The 17,676-nt window shown below is 45.5% G+C and carries 12 protein-coding genes; 11 read left to right on the top strand and 1 reads right to left on the bottom strand.

Annotation, left to right across the window (positions count from 1 at the left end):
• Positions 1-2,916: a contractile injection system protein, VgrG/Pvc8 family gene (locus IE130_RS01810; RefSeq protein ID WP_189580827.1), complete on the bottom strand. Its 2,916-nt coding sequence runs from the start codon at positions 2,914-2,916 to the stop codon at positions 1-3.
• 227 nt (positions 2,917-3,143) lie between these two features.
• On the opposite strand from IE130_RS01810, the gene IE130_RS01815 reads away from it, so the two are divergent.
• The 11 genes from IE130_RS01815 to IE130_RS01865 all read left to right on the top strand — a co-directional run bounded on the left by IE130_RS01815 (position 3,144) and on the right by IE130_RS01865 (position 17,633).
• Positions 3,144-3,614: a hypothetical protein gene (locus tag IE130_RS01815; RefSeq protein ID WP_189580830.1), complete on the top strand. Its 471-nt coding sequence runs from the start codon at positions 3,144-3,146 to the stop codon at positions 3,612-3,614.
• Positions 3,615-3,674: 60 nt separating this feature from the next.
• Positions 3,675-4,421 (top strand): tetratricopeptide repeat protein, encoded by a 747-nt coding sequence (locus IE130_RS01820; RefSeq protein ID WP_189580833.1) that lies wholly within the window; start codon positions 3,675-3,677, stop codon positions 4,419-4,421.
• 27 nt (positions 4,422-4,448) lie between these two features.
• Positions 4,449-4,961, top strand: coding sequence for a type VI secretion system contractile sheath small subunit (tssB, locus tag IE130_RS01825; RefSeq protein WP_010199981.1), 513 nt, complete (start codon positions 4,449-4,451; stop codon positions 4,959-4,961).
• Positions 4,962-4,964: 3 nt separating this feature from the next.
• Positions 4,965-6,455, top strand: coding sequence for a type VI secretion system contractile sheath large subunit (tssC, locus tag IE130_RS01830; protein ID WP_189580849.1), 1,491 nt, complete (start codon positions 4,965-4,967; stop codon positions 6,453-6,455).
• Between the two features lie 54 nt (positions 6,456-6,509).
• Positions 6,510-7,013: an Hcp family type VI secretion system effector gene (locus IE130_RS01835; protein WP_025651832.1), complete on the top strand. Its 504-nt coding sequence runs from the start codon at positions 6,510-6,512 to the stop codon at positions 7,011-7,013.
• Between the two features lie 96 nt (positions 7,014-7,109).
• A complete protein-coding gene (tssE, locus tag IE130_RS01840; protein WP_189580852.1) occupies positions 7,110-7,601 on the top strand; it encodes a type VI secretion system baseplate subunit TssE in 492 nt (163 codons plus the stop codon).
• Positions 7,602-7,678: 77 nt separating this feature from the next.
• On the top strand, positions 7,679-9,502 hold the full coding sequence (gene tssF / locus IE130_RS01845) for a type VI secretion system baseplate subunit TssF (protein WP_189580871.1): 1,824 nt from the start codon (positions 7,679-7,681) through the stop codon (positions 9,500-9,502).
• A complete protein-coding gene (gene tssG / locus IE130_RS01850) occupies positions 9,466-10,521 on the top strand; it encodes a type VI secretion system baseplate subunit TssG (RefSeq protein ID WP_189580874.1) in 1,056 nt (351 codons plus the stop codon). Before tssF ends, tssG begins: the two co-directional genes overlap by 37 nt.
• 140 nt (positions 10,522-10,661) lie before the next feature.
• Positions 10,662-13,661: a type VI secretion system ATPase TssH gene (gene tssH, locus IE130_RS01855; RefSeq protein WP_189580877.1), complete on the top strand. Its 3,000-nt coding sequence runs from the start codon at positions 10,662-10,664 to the stop codon at positions 13,659-13,661.
• On the top strand, positions 13,661-14,815 hold the full coding sequence (gene tssA, locus IE130_RS01860; RefSeq protein ID WP_189580892.1) for a type VI secretion system protein TssA: 1,155 nt from the start codon (positions 13,661-13,663) through the stop codon (positions 14,813-14,815). The genes tssH and tssA overlap by 1 nt, the downstream gene beginning before the upstream one ends.
• Positions 14,816-14,918: 103 nt before the next feature.
• On the top strand, positions 14,919-17,633 hold the full coding sequence (locus IE130_RS01865; protein ID WP_189580895.1) for a contractile injection system protein, VgrG/Pvc8 family: 2,715 nt from the start codon (positions 14,919-14,921) through the stop codon (positions 17,631-17,633).
• The last annotated feature ends 43 nt before the right edge of the window (positions 17,634-17,676 follow it).

Genomic DNA, 17,676 nt, shown 5'->3' on the forward strand with positions numbered 1-17,676 from the left:
TTAGGATTCTTGAGAACCATGTTCACCTAAAATAATACCCTCATCCTCATCTTCGCCTTCAATATCTTCATCTTCAAAATGACTTGACCACTGATCAAATCCAATTAAGGAATCATATTTCATATGATTATCATCTTGTAATAGCATAGTCATACCTGAGTTGTCTGTTTCTGATTCAGAAATAATCTCATGAGTGTCTGGGTTAAAAAGAATAACTTTAGCTTGTTCAATCCCTTTACCTAGTAAACTCATAAAACTAAACTGAACTGCAAAAGGAGGAGAGTTTAAAAACTCTAAAGGCTTGTAATTAACTCTCGCCCCCGCCACCAAACTCTTCCTCACCGCCTTAACTTTAATCGTCCCCGGACACACCAGCTTAATACCACTCTTATCGATCGTAATGGATGCTCCTGCACTGGTTTGCAGCTTAATACGTTTTGGACTCGACACATTCACCTGTCCAGCCTCACTACCAATCGTCATGCTTTGTTGACTGTGCAGCTGCAACTCACCGCCTTGTGCCTGTATCGCTAGTGGTTTAGTGTTCGCACTCACATGTAATCCCGATGCGCTCGCTTCACCACCAACCCCAGAGAGCGAATCAATACTATCTGCCGTCAGCGTATAATTACCTGCCACCACATCCGACTGCGTGCTGCCTGATTGTCTGACTATTGTTTTCGCCGTCCATAGGGTATTGCTTGCTGATGCGAGGATGCTGTCTTTGCTCACCAGCATCACATCAGCTGCGCCTAAGACTTCTGTATTTAGCGTCTCATCGATCACTTGCGCACTGGTTTTAAAGGCTTCTATCGTTTGGTTGGCATTACTAAGTGCCTCGGTTGATTGCAAATGTGCCTGCTTTGCCTCTTTAAAGGTTTCACTCAGCTCAGTGCCCATTGTTAACTGGCGTTGTCCTGCATCATTGACCCATGCCGACTCGTGCTCTGACTGACTGTGTCTGATATCAAAGGTGGAGAGTAGAACACCTGTATCGCCGGTGATTTGCAAGCCATGGTCGGTTGCTAGATTAATACCTTGTCCACTATCTGATGATTGATGATTGCTATAGCGATGACGCAGTATGCCAAGCTCTAATACATGTTCATCAGGGGCAAAGGTCGCTTGCTCTGTAATCGTTGGCATATCAGCATTGGCTTTACTGCCCGTATTAACCGTCCACTGTAGACCGATCTTGCTTGGCGTATCATCAAAGCTCATGGCCACTTCAGAGTCGCAGGTCAGCCCATACTGGGCGATACCCGATAGCCAGCCGCTGTGTCCGTCATCGTCACTGATCTGTGAGTGACCCATACCACCGCCATGCCATCTAGGAGACGCGCCGCCTTGTAGGTTGTGTCTATTAGATAATCCCGCATCGCGAGTGGTGATGTCTGTTGCGTCCACATCGCCCATACCGATACCGTCATAGAGCGATCTGCTAATCACTGGACTGTCAATATCGCCGTACCAATGGTTAAGCAGGACAGATTGTCCAAGCCGTGGGGCGAATTGCCAGCCATGACTGCTACCGGATGACAGTTGCAATGCGCGCAGGGGCGGGGTAGTGCCGTCGTCGTGAGGGCTGATGCCTGAGTAGACGGGGGTCGTGATGGTTTGTTGTAGGTTGTCATCGGTGACACTAGAGTCATAACTTGGTGTAGTAGCGCTGCCAGTACGCGCTTGGGTCAACCCTTTATAAGTATGACTGGCAAAGAACAAGTTGCTGGGATAAGGGGCGTAGGGGATTGCGGCGTCAAGCAAAGTCGCTGATACCCAGACCCCAGTGTCACGAGCAATATCGTAGCCATGATCGGGGATGAATATCCCGCTCTGTTGCGTAGTACGTTGTAACCACTCTTTGATATAGGCTTGGTTGTGATAAGACACGCTGTCGCTGTCCGGCTCAATCCCAACCATCTGCGTACTGATACAGTAGCTAGTCAAACGACTGATAGTAGGTAAATTATGAATACTCACAGGACTACCGACCACCATGCCTCGCATCGCACCAGCCGCTTGGTAATGTTCACGCTGACAGCGATTGGCATTCACCCATTGCTGTGCCAACACCGTCGCTGCGCTATCGCTATCGACGCGTGAGGGCGCGCTTAAAAGCACAGTCGTGTCATCTGTTGCTAGCGCTGACTCATCAGCGGCTTGGCCTTCATAAATGGTATCCGCGCTTAAGCCATCTGCTCTTACTATCACCGTCTGACTACCCAGTTGCAGCGACCTCATTTGTAGCTCATTAACCGTATCTTGTCCTGACTGGATAGAAGACTGGGCATAACGATAGTCTAATGGTAGTAACTCTATCTCATCAAAACTGCTTAGTAGCATCAGACAGCCTAAATTATCTAATGAATCACCCGATATCCATAGGGTACTGACACCACTATCAGCAAGTAGCCTGGTTATAAACTCCCAATCACTGACATCCGACTGGGTGCGCATAGAAAGCTGAGAAGACAGGCGCTCTGATGCCTGCAAAGTCTCAGATAACTGCCAATCAAATTCATAGTCGGCAAAGAGGGTAGTGACGATGTCGAGCGTAGATTGATTGATAAAAGTACGAGTATGAATGCACTGGGTTAATTGCCAATCGGGGCTGACGATGTCTAAAGTGTAAAAATGCAGTGCGCCATCTGAATGCTGGTAGTTGACTGCTTTAATAAGCCCAGTGCGATGAGTGGGTTCACGGGAAACCGAAAGGGTGTTTAAGCAGACAAATGTATTTATCAAAGATAAACAAGAGTTTGAATCTAAAAAAGCATGCGAATAGAACAATAGCTGACTAGTAGCCGCTTTATCAATGGTACTTGACCAAGAGAATGCAGCAGGATATAAGGTAGTAATGGGTATATTATTGGTTTCAACGGTAATCTGGTGTAGACGAGCGGTTTGCGAAGGCATAAGGGAGGTTCCCGTGACTGCAGATTTAAGGGTACAGTCGGTCGCTTAAAAGTAAGCACTGCTAAAATATATACTAATAAAAGTATAGAGTTTATTGAAATATTGTCAAGTATCTGTATAATCGATTTGCAATAAGTTTTTCATTAAAGAACTTTAGTTCTAAATATATTCTATTATAACGTCATACTTTTTCTTATTCTTTTTGTTTTAATGATGATGATTTGCTTATGAATTCTATTGATTGTACTAAGCTGAAAGGGATAGGTCTGCTATCTGTGATTTTCAGTGCCAGTGTGTTACTGACGGCGTGCGGTGGCGCCGCGAAGAAGAACACACAGCCCTTAACGGTTTCTAAGCCAACAGTGGCTAAGCAGTTGGATGAGCCTTCACTCTCTTATCTTTCTGATGCCATGAAAGTCGATGATGGGCGTGCAGTGACAGCCCAGCAATGGCTGACCATTGCTCAAAGCAATTATCAATCAAAAAAGTACGCCCGTTCATTAAGAGCTGCAACCGAAGCATTAAGTCTCGATGATCAGCTGGTAGGAGCGCGTCAACTTGCTATGCTCTCTGCGGTCAAAGTAACGGAGAGTAATATTGACGCTTATAGTGACAATGCGGTGATGAACGATAATGATAAAGCGAGATTCAAAGACACTTTAACCAATATGACGACCTTGGTTAGTACGGCTGATTAACCATTATCGAGTCAACAGATGCATATATCTCATATTAATAATAGCGAGCACCGATTTACGATGACAAGTATTAAAAACGCTATCAAAGTCACTAATAAAATACCTAAGACGATCTTGACCGGTCTACTTATTATGGTATCGGTTATGGGTACAGCCCATAGCGAGCTTTCGATACAAGAGCAAGATCCAGGGTCAAGTGTCATTAACCAGTATGCTGCCCTTAAAAATGCGGATGCAAAATCACCGCAGTTGCATCAATTGATTGCCAACTTAAATGAGAGGCTAACTCGTAATCCGAAGGATTCTTTGGCTTGGGAGCTGTTGGCTCAGATTTACGCCAACAATGGCTATCATGCTTATGCTGTCTACGCAGCGAGCGAAGCAATGGACTCAGGTCAAAGCACCGCCACGCTCAAAAGCATCCTTATAAATAGCAGTGCTCTTGTCTCACAGAGCCAATTACAGTCAGATTACTTGACGGATGATATGGATACGGCATTTTTAACTGAGTATCAGCACGCGCTTAGCAAGATATATGGTGAAGTCTACGGTTTTAACTATGATGAGTCTTTGCCAAAACCACCTGCGCCTGTGGTGAAGGCTCGATCGACTAGAAGCAAAAACGTGTCCAACGCGAAGCGCCGCGCAGCCGTCAAAAGACAAGCCGCCCCTGTTAAAAGAAAAGCAGCAGTGAAACAGAAGTCACGTCCAGTGCCAAAAGCGAAGCCCGTTCAGAGACCGGCTAAACCATCATCCCCTAGAAGTAGCAACACCAAATCTACTGATCCATTCAGTATATTACGTTGAAACCAGAAACTGCTGAGGCAACTTATTATGGCTAATCAAGATAGTGTGCAAAAGAAACTCGCAAAAGTACGTGCTCCTCGGGTGCATTTGACTTATGACGTTGAAGTGGGCGATGCGATCGAAACGAAAGAAATTCCGTTTGTCGTTGGGGTGTTGGGAGAGTTTTCAGGAGATTCTACCCTTGAGCAACCGCGCTTTAAAGACAAGAAATTTGTCGAAGTGGATTTGGATACCTTTGATGAGGTGATGTCTGGTCTAGCACCGCGTGCGACGTTCCGAGTAAGCAATGACTTGAGTGACAAAGGCGGCGAGTTCGCGGTTGATTTGGCATTCAATAGTATCAACGATTTTCGCCCTGAAGCGGTTGCTGATCAAATTGAGCCATTAAAGCAACTGGTACAAGCACGAGATCGCTTGGCAGATTTACGCAACAAAATATCTGCCAACGAAAAACTTGAAGACCTATTGGATGATGTGCTTAAGAACACTGAACAAGTCAAGAAAATGGCGGAACAAAATCAAACTGACGGTGAGGATTAAACGATGAATGCTCAAGCCCAGCAGCAGATAGCAACGGATCCATTGAATAGTGAAAGCTATGACTTACTCGAAGAAATCGTCAATAAAAGTAATGTTGCCAAGTCCGATGATGAAAAAAACCGCGCGAAGTCGCAAATCGCCGAGCTGGCCAATGAAGTCATGCAAGGCACGGTGACATTATCAGACAATTTAGCCGCATCGATTGACGCGCGTATTGCGCAAATTGATGCGCTGATCTCTAAGCAGCTGACCACTGTTATGCACGCACCTGAGTTTCAGAAGCTAGAGTCTAGCTGGCGCGGTCTACATTATCTATGTAGCCAAACCCCATCTGAATCCATGCTTAAGATACGCATGATGAATACCACTAAGCGCGAGCTTACCAAAGACTTTCAATCTTCAATTGATTTTGACCAAAGCACGCTGTTCAAAAAAATATATGAAGAAGAGTTTGGTAGTTTCGGTGGTGAACCATATGCAGCAATCGTTGGCGATTTTGAATTTACTCGCCAAAATGCTGATATGTATCTGCTCGAGCAGTTGTCTCATGTTGCGGCCGCTTCCCATGCACCGTTTGTATCGGCGGCTTCCGCTGAGATGTTCGGACTCGATTCCTTTACTGATATTGGCCGCCCACGCGATTTATCAAAGATATTTGAAACGGCTGAATATATACGCTGGCGCGCCTTTAGGCAGTCAGAGGATGCTCGCTATGTGGCGCTGACAGTGCCTAGCTTTTTAGGTCGTCTGCCATATGATCCCAAAGATGGCACAGTAGTAGAAGGCTTTAACTTCACTGAAGAAGTCTCTGGTAATGATCACAGTGATTATCTATGGGTGAATGCCGCTTATGCTTTTGCTTCACGATTGACTTCTGCCTTTTCTGACTATCGTTGGTGTGCCGCTATTCGCGGTGTGGAAGGTGGCGGCTTGGTTGAAGGTTTACCGGTCCATACTTTTAAGACTGATGAAGGGGACTTGGCGCTTAAATGCCCAACGGAAATCTCGATTACCGATCGCCGCGAAAAAGAGTTAAGTGACTTGGGTTTCATTCCATTAGTCCATTGCAAAAATACCAATTATGCCGCCTTCTTTGGTGCGCAATCAGTTCAAAAAGCCAAAACGTATCAAAACGATGATGCTAATGCCAATGCGGTACTGTCGACTCAGTTGCAATATATCATGGCAGTATCACGTATTGCTCATTATCTAAAGGCAATGATGCGCGATAAGGTAGGTAGTTTCTTAGCACCTGGTAATGTTGAGTCGTTCTTGAATGATTGGATTTCTCGCTATGTCTTGCTAGATGACGGAGCCTCACAAGAAGCAAAAGCCCAGTACCCACTGCGCGAAGCTTCTGTACAAGTTGTAGAAGTGCCAGGCAAACCTGGTGTCTACAAGTCCGTGGTCTTCTTGAGACCACACTTTCAGCTTGACGAATTGTCTGTTTCTTTGCGTCTGGTCACTCAACTGCCGCAGTCTAGCAACAGCTGATCGTTTATTAAAATCCAACGTTAAATTTAAATTTTTCAATACAAGGTGTGTGATATGAAAGATATTTATATTCAGTTCCGTGGTAAGTACAAAATTGACGGTGAGTCTCGTGACAGCGAGCATAAAGGTTGGCTTGAAGTAAATACTTGGGATCACTTGATCCGTCAGCCAAAATCAGCGACAGCAAGTAGCGTTGGTGGTCACACTTCTGAGCGCTGTGAACATGCCGATATGACCTTTATGAAAGATTTGGACTCGACCAGTCCTAAGCTATGGGAAGCATGTTCTGCTGGCTATACTTTTGATGAAATTCAAATTGACTTTTATCGTGCCAACGGTGATAAGCGTGTTAAATATCTTGAAGTAAAGCTTAAGCATGCGCTCATTGCTAGCGTTGAGCCAACTGTCCGCTCTGAAGGCGTGCCAATCGAAAAAGTCGGTATCAAGTATGCTGCTGTTGAGTGGACTTACACCCAGCAAGATATCGATGGTACTGCTAAAGGTGCTGTGACTAAGAAGTGGTCATTAGCCAATAACACTGCTACTTATACTGCCTAAACTGGTGTTAAGTGTTATTCATTTATTGTGTCAATGAAGAAAGGTTTATATCTAGGCCTTTCTTTTTTATTTTCTTAAATGAGGATGACTGTATCCATGAATTACGCCGCTAACGCCTCTAATCATAAAGTTGGGTTTCGCCCAAATTTATTTGAGCAACTATTCGATGACCAGCCTCGTCATTTAGCGCATGAACTCGTGGTTCGCAGGCTTAATATTGATGAGTTAAAGTCTTCAGTAGCCCAAGACCTAGAAGCGTTATTAAATACTCGCTGTGTGGTGTCGAGTAAGCTGCAAGCCTATCAACATGTACGCTCATCGATACTAAACTTTGGCATATTGGACTTTGTGGGACTGAGTAGTGCCAATCCTGCAGACTGTGATTATATCTGCCGACAAATCGCGCAGACAGTCGAGCAGCAAGACAGTCGTCTGCAGAATGTCAGAGTATCGCTAGATATTGGCGCTGTTGATGTCAATCAGCTGTGTTTTTCAATTGAAGCGTTACTGAAAGTTTATCCTGCCCAAGAGTTGGTCAGTTTCGATGCGTTCTTTGAGCCAAGCTCTCAGCGTTATTTAATAAAATAGTCATTATTAATTTAATGAAATAACCAGTGTTACCGCTCAATCTTTACAGTTAACAGCGATCACTATATTGAGGCATCATGGACAGTCTACTTCCTTATTTTGAGCATGAGCTTAGTTTATTTAATAAGCAATCAAAAGAATTTGCCAAAAAGTATCCCAAAATTGCCAATCGGTTATTGATGGGTCACGATACGGTAGATGATCCGCATATTGAGCGATTGATACAGGCTTTTTCACTGATTAGTGCGCGCATCAATAAAAAGCTAGATGATTCATATGCAGACTTTACCGAGTCTTTACTTGAAGTCGTTTATCCCGATTATCTTAAGCCTTTTCCATCAGTCTCTATTGCACAGTTTAACCTAGGCGTGCAGGGCAATGCGATGAGTGAGCCTGTTTTAGTGCCTAAAAAAAGTATGTTTGCTAGTCAAAAAATAAACGGCACGCCTTGCCAGTTTCAGTCAACCCAAGACGTGACGTTGCTACCGCTACAGATAGATAGCGTCGATTTTGAGACACGCCAAGAAGTATACGATAATCAGCATGGACTGCTTAACGGCTGCATTAGCATTAAATTCAAAGGTCTTAATCCAAGCTTCGACTATCAGGCTTTGTTAAATCATTCGCTAGATTTATATATAGATGAGGATGCCAGTCAAGGCACCAGCTTGTGGGATCTGCTAGGGTGTGATGTGAAACAAACGCACCTTCATGGTAGGCAGGTCAATAAGATAACGGGTAGTCCGTTTGAGATTATAGGCTTCGATCCTGAGCAGCAAATTCTTCCTAGTCATCGAGTAAGTAATGCTGCCTCTGCATTATTAAAAGAGTATTTTTATTTCCCTGAAAAATTCAATTTCTTACGCCTCAATCTTGGCCGTGTTTGTCCCAATTTAAAAATTGATAGCACTGGTCTTGAGATTCGCTGTTATTTTAAGTTTGATAAAAAAAACACCATCCATTTAAAAAACTTGCAGCAACTGAGTGCCAGCAGTATTAAGCTGTTTTGTACGCCCGTGGTCAATCTATTCAAGGCAGCCGCCAAGCCCATTCAAGTCACTCATCGCTCTATCTATTATGATTTGGTGCCCGATACTCGTGCGCTTTTTCAACATGAGATTTATGAGGTCAATAAAGTCATAGAGTCCAAGCAAAGTAATAATCGTTTGATACAACGTGAGTATCATCCATTTTATGCGCTCAATCACTATGAGCAGCAAGATGACGGTCGTTATTATCATATCAAACGCGATAAGGATATGGCTGAATTTAAGCAGGGCTTTGAATATCAGATTATGTTTGTAGAAAAGCAGCGTGAGGATGTGTCAGGTGCGGTGAGCATAAGTGCTGCTTTGCTATGCACCAATAGAGACTTGCCCGCGCAAGTGGTGTTCGGTCAAAGCCGAGGTGATTTGTTTAGTGAAGGGATGACGGGCTTTAGTAGCCTGTCATTATTAAAGCAGCCTACCAGAACGGCGCGGTTTGAATACACTGGTGAGGAGCGTTGGCGACTAATATCGCTGATCAGTTTGAATTTTTTATCACTTGCTGCCCAAGATGCTGAGCTGATGAAAGAGTATCTGTCGCTCTATGATATTACTCAATCTGCCTCTAATAAACTGCTGGTAGAAGGCATCGTCTCTGTCACCACCAGTATCAAAGCTCAGCGGATTCAGCGCTTGCCGCAACCTGGATTTGTACGCGGTACGGTCATTAATATTCAGATTAACCAAAAGAATTTTGCTGGAGTGAGTATCCGCCAGTTTGCCCATTTATTGGCTCATGTTTTTGGCTATCACGCCAGCTTAAACAGCTTCGTTGAGGTTGCCATCAGTGATGCCGTTACCAAAGAGGAGATATACAGATGTCAGCCACGCAGCGGTCTCAGTCCTCTTATTTAACGGATTTACTGGCGGCACCGCAATCCTATGAGCTATTGCAAGCACTGCGTTTGGTTCAGCATGAAGTCGGTATGGGGCATGCCCCTATCGAGGTGCGCTACCGTGCCTCGTTGTCATTGGCGTATCCGCAAGCTGAAATTGAGTCGATGGCGCTCATTGCTCAAGACAATATGGAAGACAGTGGCCGTTCAGTAAAGGATGGCCAAATAAAGGACAATTCATTAAATGTCAGTTCGTTAATGGCCAGACAGATAGAGGTTTGTCCAGCAGTTATCGGACTTACAGGCCCATTATCAGCTTTGCCCGCGATGTATACCGATCATTTGGCCTCGCGAGTACACCATGCAAAAGATAAAGCCGCACCGGCATTTTTAGATTTATTTAACCATCGATTGACGGATTTGTATGTCGAAGCGAGCTGGTTTTATAACTTGCCACTACAGTATGAGATAAATAATAAAAAAGACAGCTATCTGTTGAGCTTGCGAGCGCTGGCACGGCAGCCGAAAAAGCTAACGGCAATCGATAGCTTGATTGCTTATGCTGGCATGATTGCCCCCGGACGTTTGACCGCTGACCAATTGGCGCATGTATTGTCACACTTCTTAGATAGTACGGTCAGCGTTCAGCAGTTCGTACCAGAGTGGTTTGATTTACCAGCAAGTGAGCAGACCGCACTCGGTGGTCAACATGCTGCACTTGGGATATCTACATTTTGCGGCGCGCGGGCTGTACAGTTCGATAGCAAAATTAGAATCGTATTTCATCAGTTGGATGCCAAGCGTTATTTGAGACTGTTGCCTGCAGGGGATATGTATCGCGTCATTATCGATTTTATCCGTAAATGGTGCGGTGTCTGCTTAGCGGTCGAAATGCAGCTGGAGTTAGACAAGCAATATATCACCCCTTTGTCGTTGTCTGAAAGTGGTTTTGGCGGCTTGGGGCAAGGTGGTTTCTTGGTATCGCAGCCCGCCACTCAGCATTATGATGACACTCGCTACGCGTTGCCTATTCAGTAAATGTTTTATGGTTAATAGATAGATAAGTTGCTTGCTCATTTAGATGACTATCGAGTGAATTGAAGACACGCCCTAAGAGCCATACACCAGTTTTATAAAAATAATGTTAAGTCTATTGAAAATGCCAAAGGAAAAGGTTTATGAGCCAGTTAAAAGCTGTAATTACCCGCTTGAGCCCGAGCTGCCGACAGTGTTTGCAGCAGGCAGCTAGGCTTTGTATCAATAACGGGCATCGTGAAGTTGATACCGTCCATCTGCTACATGAACTGATTGCCACGCCGCACAATGACGTGGCTCAAATACTGAAATTTAATAAGATCAATCAGCAGGCATTGCTAGTAGACATCACAGACTTGCTCAGTACTTTTAGTCAGGCAACAGGCTCGACCCCTGTGTTTAGTCAAGGGTTGATGGCATTGTTAGAAGATGCGTGGGAGCTAGCCAGTAGCCAACATAGCCAAAGTGATGATAATAACAGCCCACTCGAAATCCGCTCTGGACACATATTGCTCGTGCTATTGGCGTATGAGCGCTATCAGTCATTACTCAAAACCCTCCCTGAACAGCTACAGTATATTGATCGTTTTACCCTAAAAGATGATTATGAACGCCAGTGTCTTGGTAGTACTGAGGGTAGTGGGTCAAGCAGCAATAAAGGCGTCAATAATAAAGGCGTGAATAAGGGTGCTGATGATAGTGTAGACAATGATACTAACAATCAAGAACCTTTAGACGCTGAGCAAGCTGAAGCTAAGCCAACCCCTGCGTTGGATAAATATACTTATGATTTGACTGCTAAAGCCAGTGCAGAGCAAATAGATCCAGTGATAGGCCGTGAGTTTGAAATTCATCAGCTGATCGATATTTTGATTCGTCGTCGTCAAAACAATCCAATTTTGACAGGTGAAGCGGGCGTGGGTAAAACAGCGGTGGTGGAGGGCTTGGCGCAAAAGATAGTTGCCGGTCAAGTACCTGATCAGCTCAAAGACGTGACGATACGTAGTCTCGATATGGGGCTATTGCAAGCTGGGGCGAGTGTCAAAGGTGAGTTCGAAAACCGTCTCAAGCAAGTCATCGAAGAAGTACAAGCCTCGGTACAGCCAATTATCCTATTCATCGATGAAGCACATACTTTGATTGGCGCTGGCGGGCAGGCAGGTCAAAACGATGCGGCTAATTTACTGAAACCGGCGCTGGCTCGTGGTGAGCTTAGAACCATTGCGGCGACGACGTGGTCAGAGTACAAGAAATACTTTGAAAAAGACGCTGCATTATCACGTCGCTTTCAGGTAGTCAAAGTCGATGAGCCTGATATTGAAACGGCAGTGGCGATGATTCGTGGTTTGAGTGCCAAGATGCAGGCGCATTTCGGTATTTTAATAGATGACGATGCGTTACAAGCGGCGGTTGAATTATCTGCACGTTATATCAGTGATCGACAACTACCTGATAAAGCGGTCAGCGTATTAGATACGGCAGCGGCACGGGTGAGCTTATCAAAGACAGCCATGCCCAATCAGCTGGATAGGCTACAAGCCAAAGGCGTGCAATTAGAGCAGCATATCAATAATCTCAGTCAGCAGCTTGAGCGTATCGGCGGTGTGGACGAAAAAGAAAAAGTCAGCCAAAAAATAGCGGTACTCGATGAGCAGCGTCAGTCGAATCAACAAAGCATTATTGACATGACAGCTCGCTGGCACGAACAGCGCGAGCTTAATGATCAGCTTGATGCAATTAATCAGCAATTGAATGGCAAGATAAGTGGCTCTGATACGCTTAGTGCCAAGGAGCGCTTAGACAAACAAGCTGAGTATCAAAGTATCGAGCAGGCACTAAAAAAAATACAAGAAACGCATCGCCTCATTCATCCTGTATTAGATAGACAAGTGATTAAGCAAATTATCTTGGATTGGACAGGGATTCCACTTAACGATATGGCAGGGAATGAGAAAGACCATATCTTAAATTTGGCTGATACCTTGCAAGCACGTGTCATTGGGCAAGACCACTCTGTGGCGGCTATCGTTAAGCGGATTCATACTGCAAAAGCGCGCTTAGATGACCCCAACCGCCCGCAAGGCGTATTTATGCTAGTCGGGCCAAGCGGTGTGGGCAAGACAGAAACTGCGTTGGCGCTATCAGAGGTACTGTATGGGGGTGAGCGTAATCTTATCACCATTAACTTGTCAGAGTATCAGGAAGCGCACAGTGTTGCGTCATTAAAAGGCTCGCCGCCAGGTTATGTTGGCTATGGTGAAGGTGGGGTATTGACGGAGGCCATCCGCCGCCGTCCTTATAGTGTGCTCCTACTCGATGAAGTCGAAAAAGCACATCCAGACGTGTTGGATTTGTTTTATCAGGTCTTCGATAAAGGGGTGATGGAAGACAGCGAGGGGCGTTTAATTGACTTCAAAAACACCCTTATTTTATTGACCAGTAATATTGGCTCAGCGCAGATTATGCAAGCGTGCATCAATACAGATCCAGCCATCACTGATTTTAGCCTGCCAGACAGTGATAGCCTAAAACAAGCCATCAATCCACATTTATACAAAGCCTTCAAGCCTGCATTTTTGGGTCGTCTAACGGTCATCCCTTATTATCCATTGACGGATGACGCGCTCGCAGAAATCATTCGCCTAAAGCTGGATAAAATCACTGGCCGCATCCGTGATAATTACGATGTGCCTTGTGTCATTGACGATGAGGTGATTGAGCTGATTTTATCACGTTGTCATGAGGTCGATTCTGGTGCACGTAACGCCGATGCTATTATCAGTCATACCTTGCTACCGCAGCTGGCGGGTCAGCTACTGGCCCATGATGACAGTCAAAGTGTGCTAAAGAAAATGACGGTATTCGTCGATGAGGATGATAATTTTGCCTATCGTCTCGATACTGATGCTGTTGTAGCGCTCAATCATATGGCGCAGTACAGTGAGGTTGAAGGTGACGTGAGTAAAGCGCCTAGCAAACAAGTTGCAGCTAAGAAGCCAGCTACCAAAAAATCTTCTACTAAAAAAGAGCCTGCTACTAAAGAGCCTGCTACTAAAGAGGCTGCTACTAAAGAGGCTGCCGTAAAAAAGCCATCAGTGAAAAAAACCATCAGTAAAAAATCTGTTAAGAAGGATTTATTATAATGAATATGGGTAATTCCTTACTAACCGATATTGACACCCTTATCGCGCCTATCGATGGCAGCCATCATGGGGTGGGTGAAGATCTCATCTTTGATCCACGTATCGATGCCATCGTTGCGGCTCGTCAAGAGGATGACCCACTGCTGGCACAAGGCAACTGGGTCACTGAGCTAAAAGTCGCCGACTGGGACTTTGTCAAAAACCAATGTGCTGAGTTGCTCAGCGATACCAGTAAAGACATGAAGCTGGCACTGTGGTACGTCGATGCACTGAGTCACACCAATCATTTAGCAGGCATCAGTCATGGGCTGAGCGTACTGCAAGCATTTAATGACGAATATTGGCTCACCATGTATCCACCATTAGATGGTGAAGAAGACAGCATGGATATCAGAGCAGGGCTGCTGTCGTGGTTCGTCAAGGCACTATCCGATGATATCAAACAACTATCGCTGGCTGATACAAAGGCCGAGAGCTACAACTACAATTACTATCTAACCGCGCGTGATCATGATAAGCAGCGTCAGCAAAACCCCGATAGCGAAACATCTAACCAATTGACACTGAGTGACTATAACCACGCCATCAAGACCAGTAGTGAGACTTGGCAACAAGCACTGATGAGCAATCTTAATAAAGTAACTGAGCAGTGGCAGACATTGACCGATCAGCTCAATGATCTGATGGGTATGGATGCGCCAGTCTTCGCACCAGTGACGGATTTATTGATTGCACTGACGCAGCATTTGCGTCCATTGATACCAGAGTATTCTGATACTGCTCATAGTATGGGTCAAGAGAGCCAAGCCGATAATGTCGACCTGATTGATCCCAATGAACCTGTGATGTCGGATGGCAATGGACAATCAGCCAGCACAAATAATATTAGCTCAACCAGTTTTAATCCTAGTAACCGCGATCATCAAAGCAATCGTCGGCAAGCGCTTAAATTGCTGGCTCAAATCCAAGAGTATTTTGCAACCAATGAGCCGCACAGCCCAGTGACTTTTTTACTCGGTCGGGCGATTGATTGGGCCGATATGCCACTGGATCAATGGCTCACTCATATCATCAAAAACGAAGATCAATTATCGATGCTGTCTGACATGATTGGTATTCAGCCCAAACGTGATTCCTCTGACGATGATCATTAAATTAAAGTTTGATTGATAGAACTGTTGGTTAAATTTCAATGCTTGCATTACTTTTTACTTTGTAATTTTGATCGCTAAACCTTTAGATAGAGAAGGGCTTGTCATGGTATGGACTCAAACAAAGCGGCATGTGCAACTTAGCAGTGCCCATCCTGATATTGCCACCAGTATTATTCAACAGGCTGACTTGGTTGAGAGCTTATTAGGTATGCCATTACCTGACAGCGTTTGGAGTAAGCCCGCGCTGATGCCATCACCTGATGCCTACCCAAGCCCTTATCATCACGACCAACGTGTCCAAAGCTATACCGACCGTCAGCTCGCTCTATTCAGTGGCTACCGTATTAGCATTACGTTACTGCACCCACAAGCAGGACTGGATATACAACAATGGCTAGGGCAAAGTCTCTCGATACATTGGCATACGGGCGACACGCTACTACCAAACCAAACCCGTCACGGTATCATCACCGAAGCCGTTGCCTTCGGTAGCAACAGTGGTATGGCTGCCTACCGTATTATCTGCGAACCTACGGTAAGCCAATTACGCCTGAACAGTCATAATCGCCGTCATCATCATCTAAGTTTAAGCGAGCTTATCAAAGATATTATTAGCCCATATGATATGGACATCGAGATTGACGAGCGCCTCAGTGATGACAGCAACTATCATATTCAGCACAGCGTACAGTATAATCAGACCGATTTATCCTACCTTATTCAACAATTAGCACTTTACGGCATCACAGGTTATTACCGTCATGAAGCGGATAGTCACACGCTAGTGTTACTTCCTCATAATGGCGAAATACTGCGCCCTGATGCCAATGACATTCAAAGCATTCTCAGTCAAAACCCTGCCAATCTCGCTGATAGACAAGATCGCATCACCGCCATTCGTCCCCGTATTGCCCAGCATATTCAGCAAAGCGATCTACATCGTTATGACAGTCGCTTGATGAGTACCTATACCGGCAGTAGCAGTAGCGCGCAACCTATCGATTCATCAAGCAGCACGCATCAGCGCTTTTTGCACAGTCATAGTTATTTAAACGATGATGGACTCACCGCACTTGCCACCCGCTATCAGCAGAACGCTGAGCAGCTGGCCAATCTAGGCAGCCTAACTGGTAATACTCGTCATCTAAGTCTGCCAAGCGCGCATCATATCGATGGTAATCCTTATTTAACGGATCCGATCAGTCTGGTCTCTATTCATCAGCACATTAATAACCACATACCAGCAGACTGGCTCGGCGCTGCGCCCTTTGATCCTATTACCTTACAGCCCAATGCGAACCATGACAATGATGACGACAATGACAACAACGTCCATCATATCACTGCCTGCTACCTACCGTTTCCACATCATCACCATATTTCATATGGCGCACAGCTGAGCGAGCTTGGACACCCGCATCCGAGTCTGACAGGTCTTATGAGTGCCAGTATTATTGACACCGATAGCAGCGCTATCACTCATGACCGCAATCACCGTGCGCATATCAGATATCACTGGCAAAGCGAAGGAGACGATAGCGCGCACTGGATACCCATTGCTAGTCACCTCGTTGCCGACAACATGGGACAGACTCATCCTCTGCGTCATGGACAGCATGTCCTTATCGACTTCATCGGTGGTGACATCACCCATCCCATCATCATTGGCAGTACCCATAACGGGCAAGGCAATACTGATGCTCAGCATAATAGCATCGTCAGTGACTCAGGTAGCCTTGACGCCACCAGTCCCGCTTGGTTCATCAATCAAAGCCATGCTCATCCTATTGATGGTATCAAGACCCAAAGTATCGATAGCAGCCGAACAGGCGAGGCCACCAAAGACAGCCTTATTAACGGCTATAACCAACTCATGTTTGACGCCCATCCTGACAGTCCGCAGATTAACGTCTATAGCAGTAGCTATCAAAGCAGTCTAACCATTGGTCATCTGTATCAGCATAGCGACCATACCCGTGGTCAAGCACGTGGGCAAGGCATCAGTTTAGAGACCCAAGCCGCTGCCAACGTGCAAGGCAGCACTGGCATTCATATCAGTAGCCAAGCGTCAGGAAGTCAGTCAAACCCTCATATGAGTCATGATAGTCACGGTAAGCTACAAACCGCTGACCAACATCAGCAAGCCTACGCGCAGCTGGCTGACACCCATCAACCAGTGGGACTAGAGGATAGTAGTAATAACAAGCAAAGCAACAGTAAAGAAGATGCGCAAACCCCATTTTCCCAATTTAGCAAAGATACCAATGACAGCGCGCTAGATAATGCGGGTCAATGGCAACAAGCCAACTTGCTCATTGATTCCCAGCGTCATTTGGCACTGCTCAGTGGACAACACAGTCAGCATACCAGTACCCAAAGCACGCATAGCCACGCAACTGACAGCACCCATCATCACAGCCAAACGCAGATGAACCAGTTGGTGGCAGGCGATATTCATTACTACAGCAATAAAGCGCAAACCCATACTGCCGCTCATGGCGATGTGACCATACAAGCGCATCAAAGCAAGATGCGACTTGATAGTGAGCAAGTCCTGCGCATCCATAGCCGTGACAGTGTTGAGATCATCGCGCCTGATACGCTGACTCTAAAAGCTGCAGGCAGTGGCATTGAAATATCAGGTGGTAATGTGACGTTTATCACGCCTGCTCAAGTGGGCTACAAGGCGAGTAAGGTGGATTGGGGTAGCGGGGGTGGTGAGGCTAAAAACCTAATGATGAAGCAAATGCAGTTTGAAGCTTGTGAGAAGTTGTCAGAGCAGGCTGAGGACAATCATGCTGCTAGTACCGACTTATAATAAAAATGACTTTTACTCAAATCAATCTCACACGCAGATATAA

The sequence above is a fragment of the Psychrobacter glaciei genome, from assembly GCF_014652895.1.
Classification (GTDB): Bacteria; Pseudomonadota; Gammaproteobacteria; order Pseudomonadales; family Moraxellaceae; genus Psychrobacter; species Psychrobacter glaciei.

Excerpts from the sequence above, each read along its gene's own strand:
- IE130_RS01810 (WP_189580827.1), bottom strand. The coding sequence starts at position 2,916 with ATGCCTTCGCAAACCGCTCGTCTACACCAGATTACCGTTGAAACCAAT.
- IE130_RS01815 (WP_189580830.1), top strand. The coding sequence starts at position 3,144 with ATGAATTCTATTGATTGTACTAAGCTGAAAGGGATAGGTCTGCTATCT.
- IE130_RS01820 (WP_189580833.1), top strand. The coding sequence starts at position 3,675 with ATGACAAGTATTAAAAACGCTATCAAAGTCACTAATAAAATACCTAAG.
- tssB (WP_010199981.1), top strand. The coding sequence starts at position 4,449 with ATGGCTAATCAAGATAGTGTGCAAAAGAAACTCGCAAAAGTACGTGCT.
- tssC (WP_189580849.1), top strand. The coding sequence starts at position 4,965 with ATGAATGCTCAAGCCCAGCAGCAGATAGCAACGGATCCATTGAATAGT.
- IE130_RS01835 (WP_025651832.1), top strand. The coding sequence starts at position 6,510 with ATGAAAGATATTTATATTCAGTTCCGTGGTAAGTACAAAATTGACGGT.
- tssE (WP_189580852.1), top strand. The coding sequence starts at position 7,110 with ATGAATTACGCCGCTAACGCCTCTAATCATAAAGTTGGGTTTCGCCCA.
- tssF (WP_189580871.1), top strand. The coding sequence starts at position 7,679 with ATGGACAGTCTACTTCCTTATTTTGAGCATGAGCTTAGTTTATTTAAT.
- tssG (WP_189580874.1), top strand. The coding sequence starts at position 9,466 with ATGTCAGCCACGCAGCGGTCTCAGTCCTCTTATTTAACGGATTTACTG.
- tssH (WP_189580877.1), top strand. The coding sequence starts at position 10,662 with ATGAGCCAGTTAAAAGCTGTAATTACCCGCTTGAGCCCGAGCTGCCGA.
- tssA (WP_189580892.1), top strand. The coding sequence starts at position 13,661 with ATGAATATGGGTAATTCCTTACTAACCGATATTGACACCCTTATCGCG.
- IE130_RS01865 (WP_189580895.1), top strand. The coding sequence starts at position 14,919 with ATGGTATGGACTCAAACAAAGCGGCATGTGCAACTTAGCAGTGCCCAT.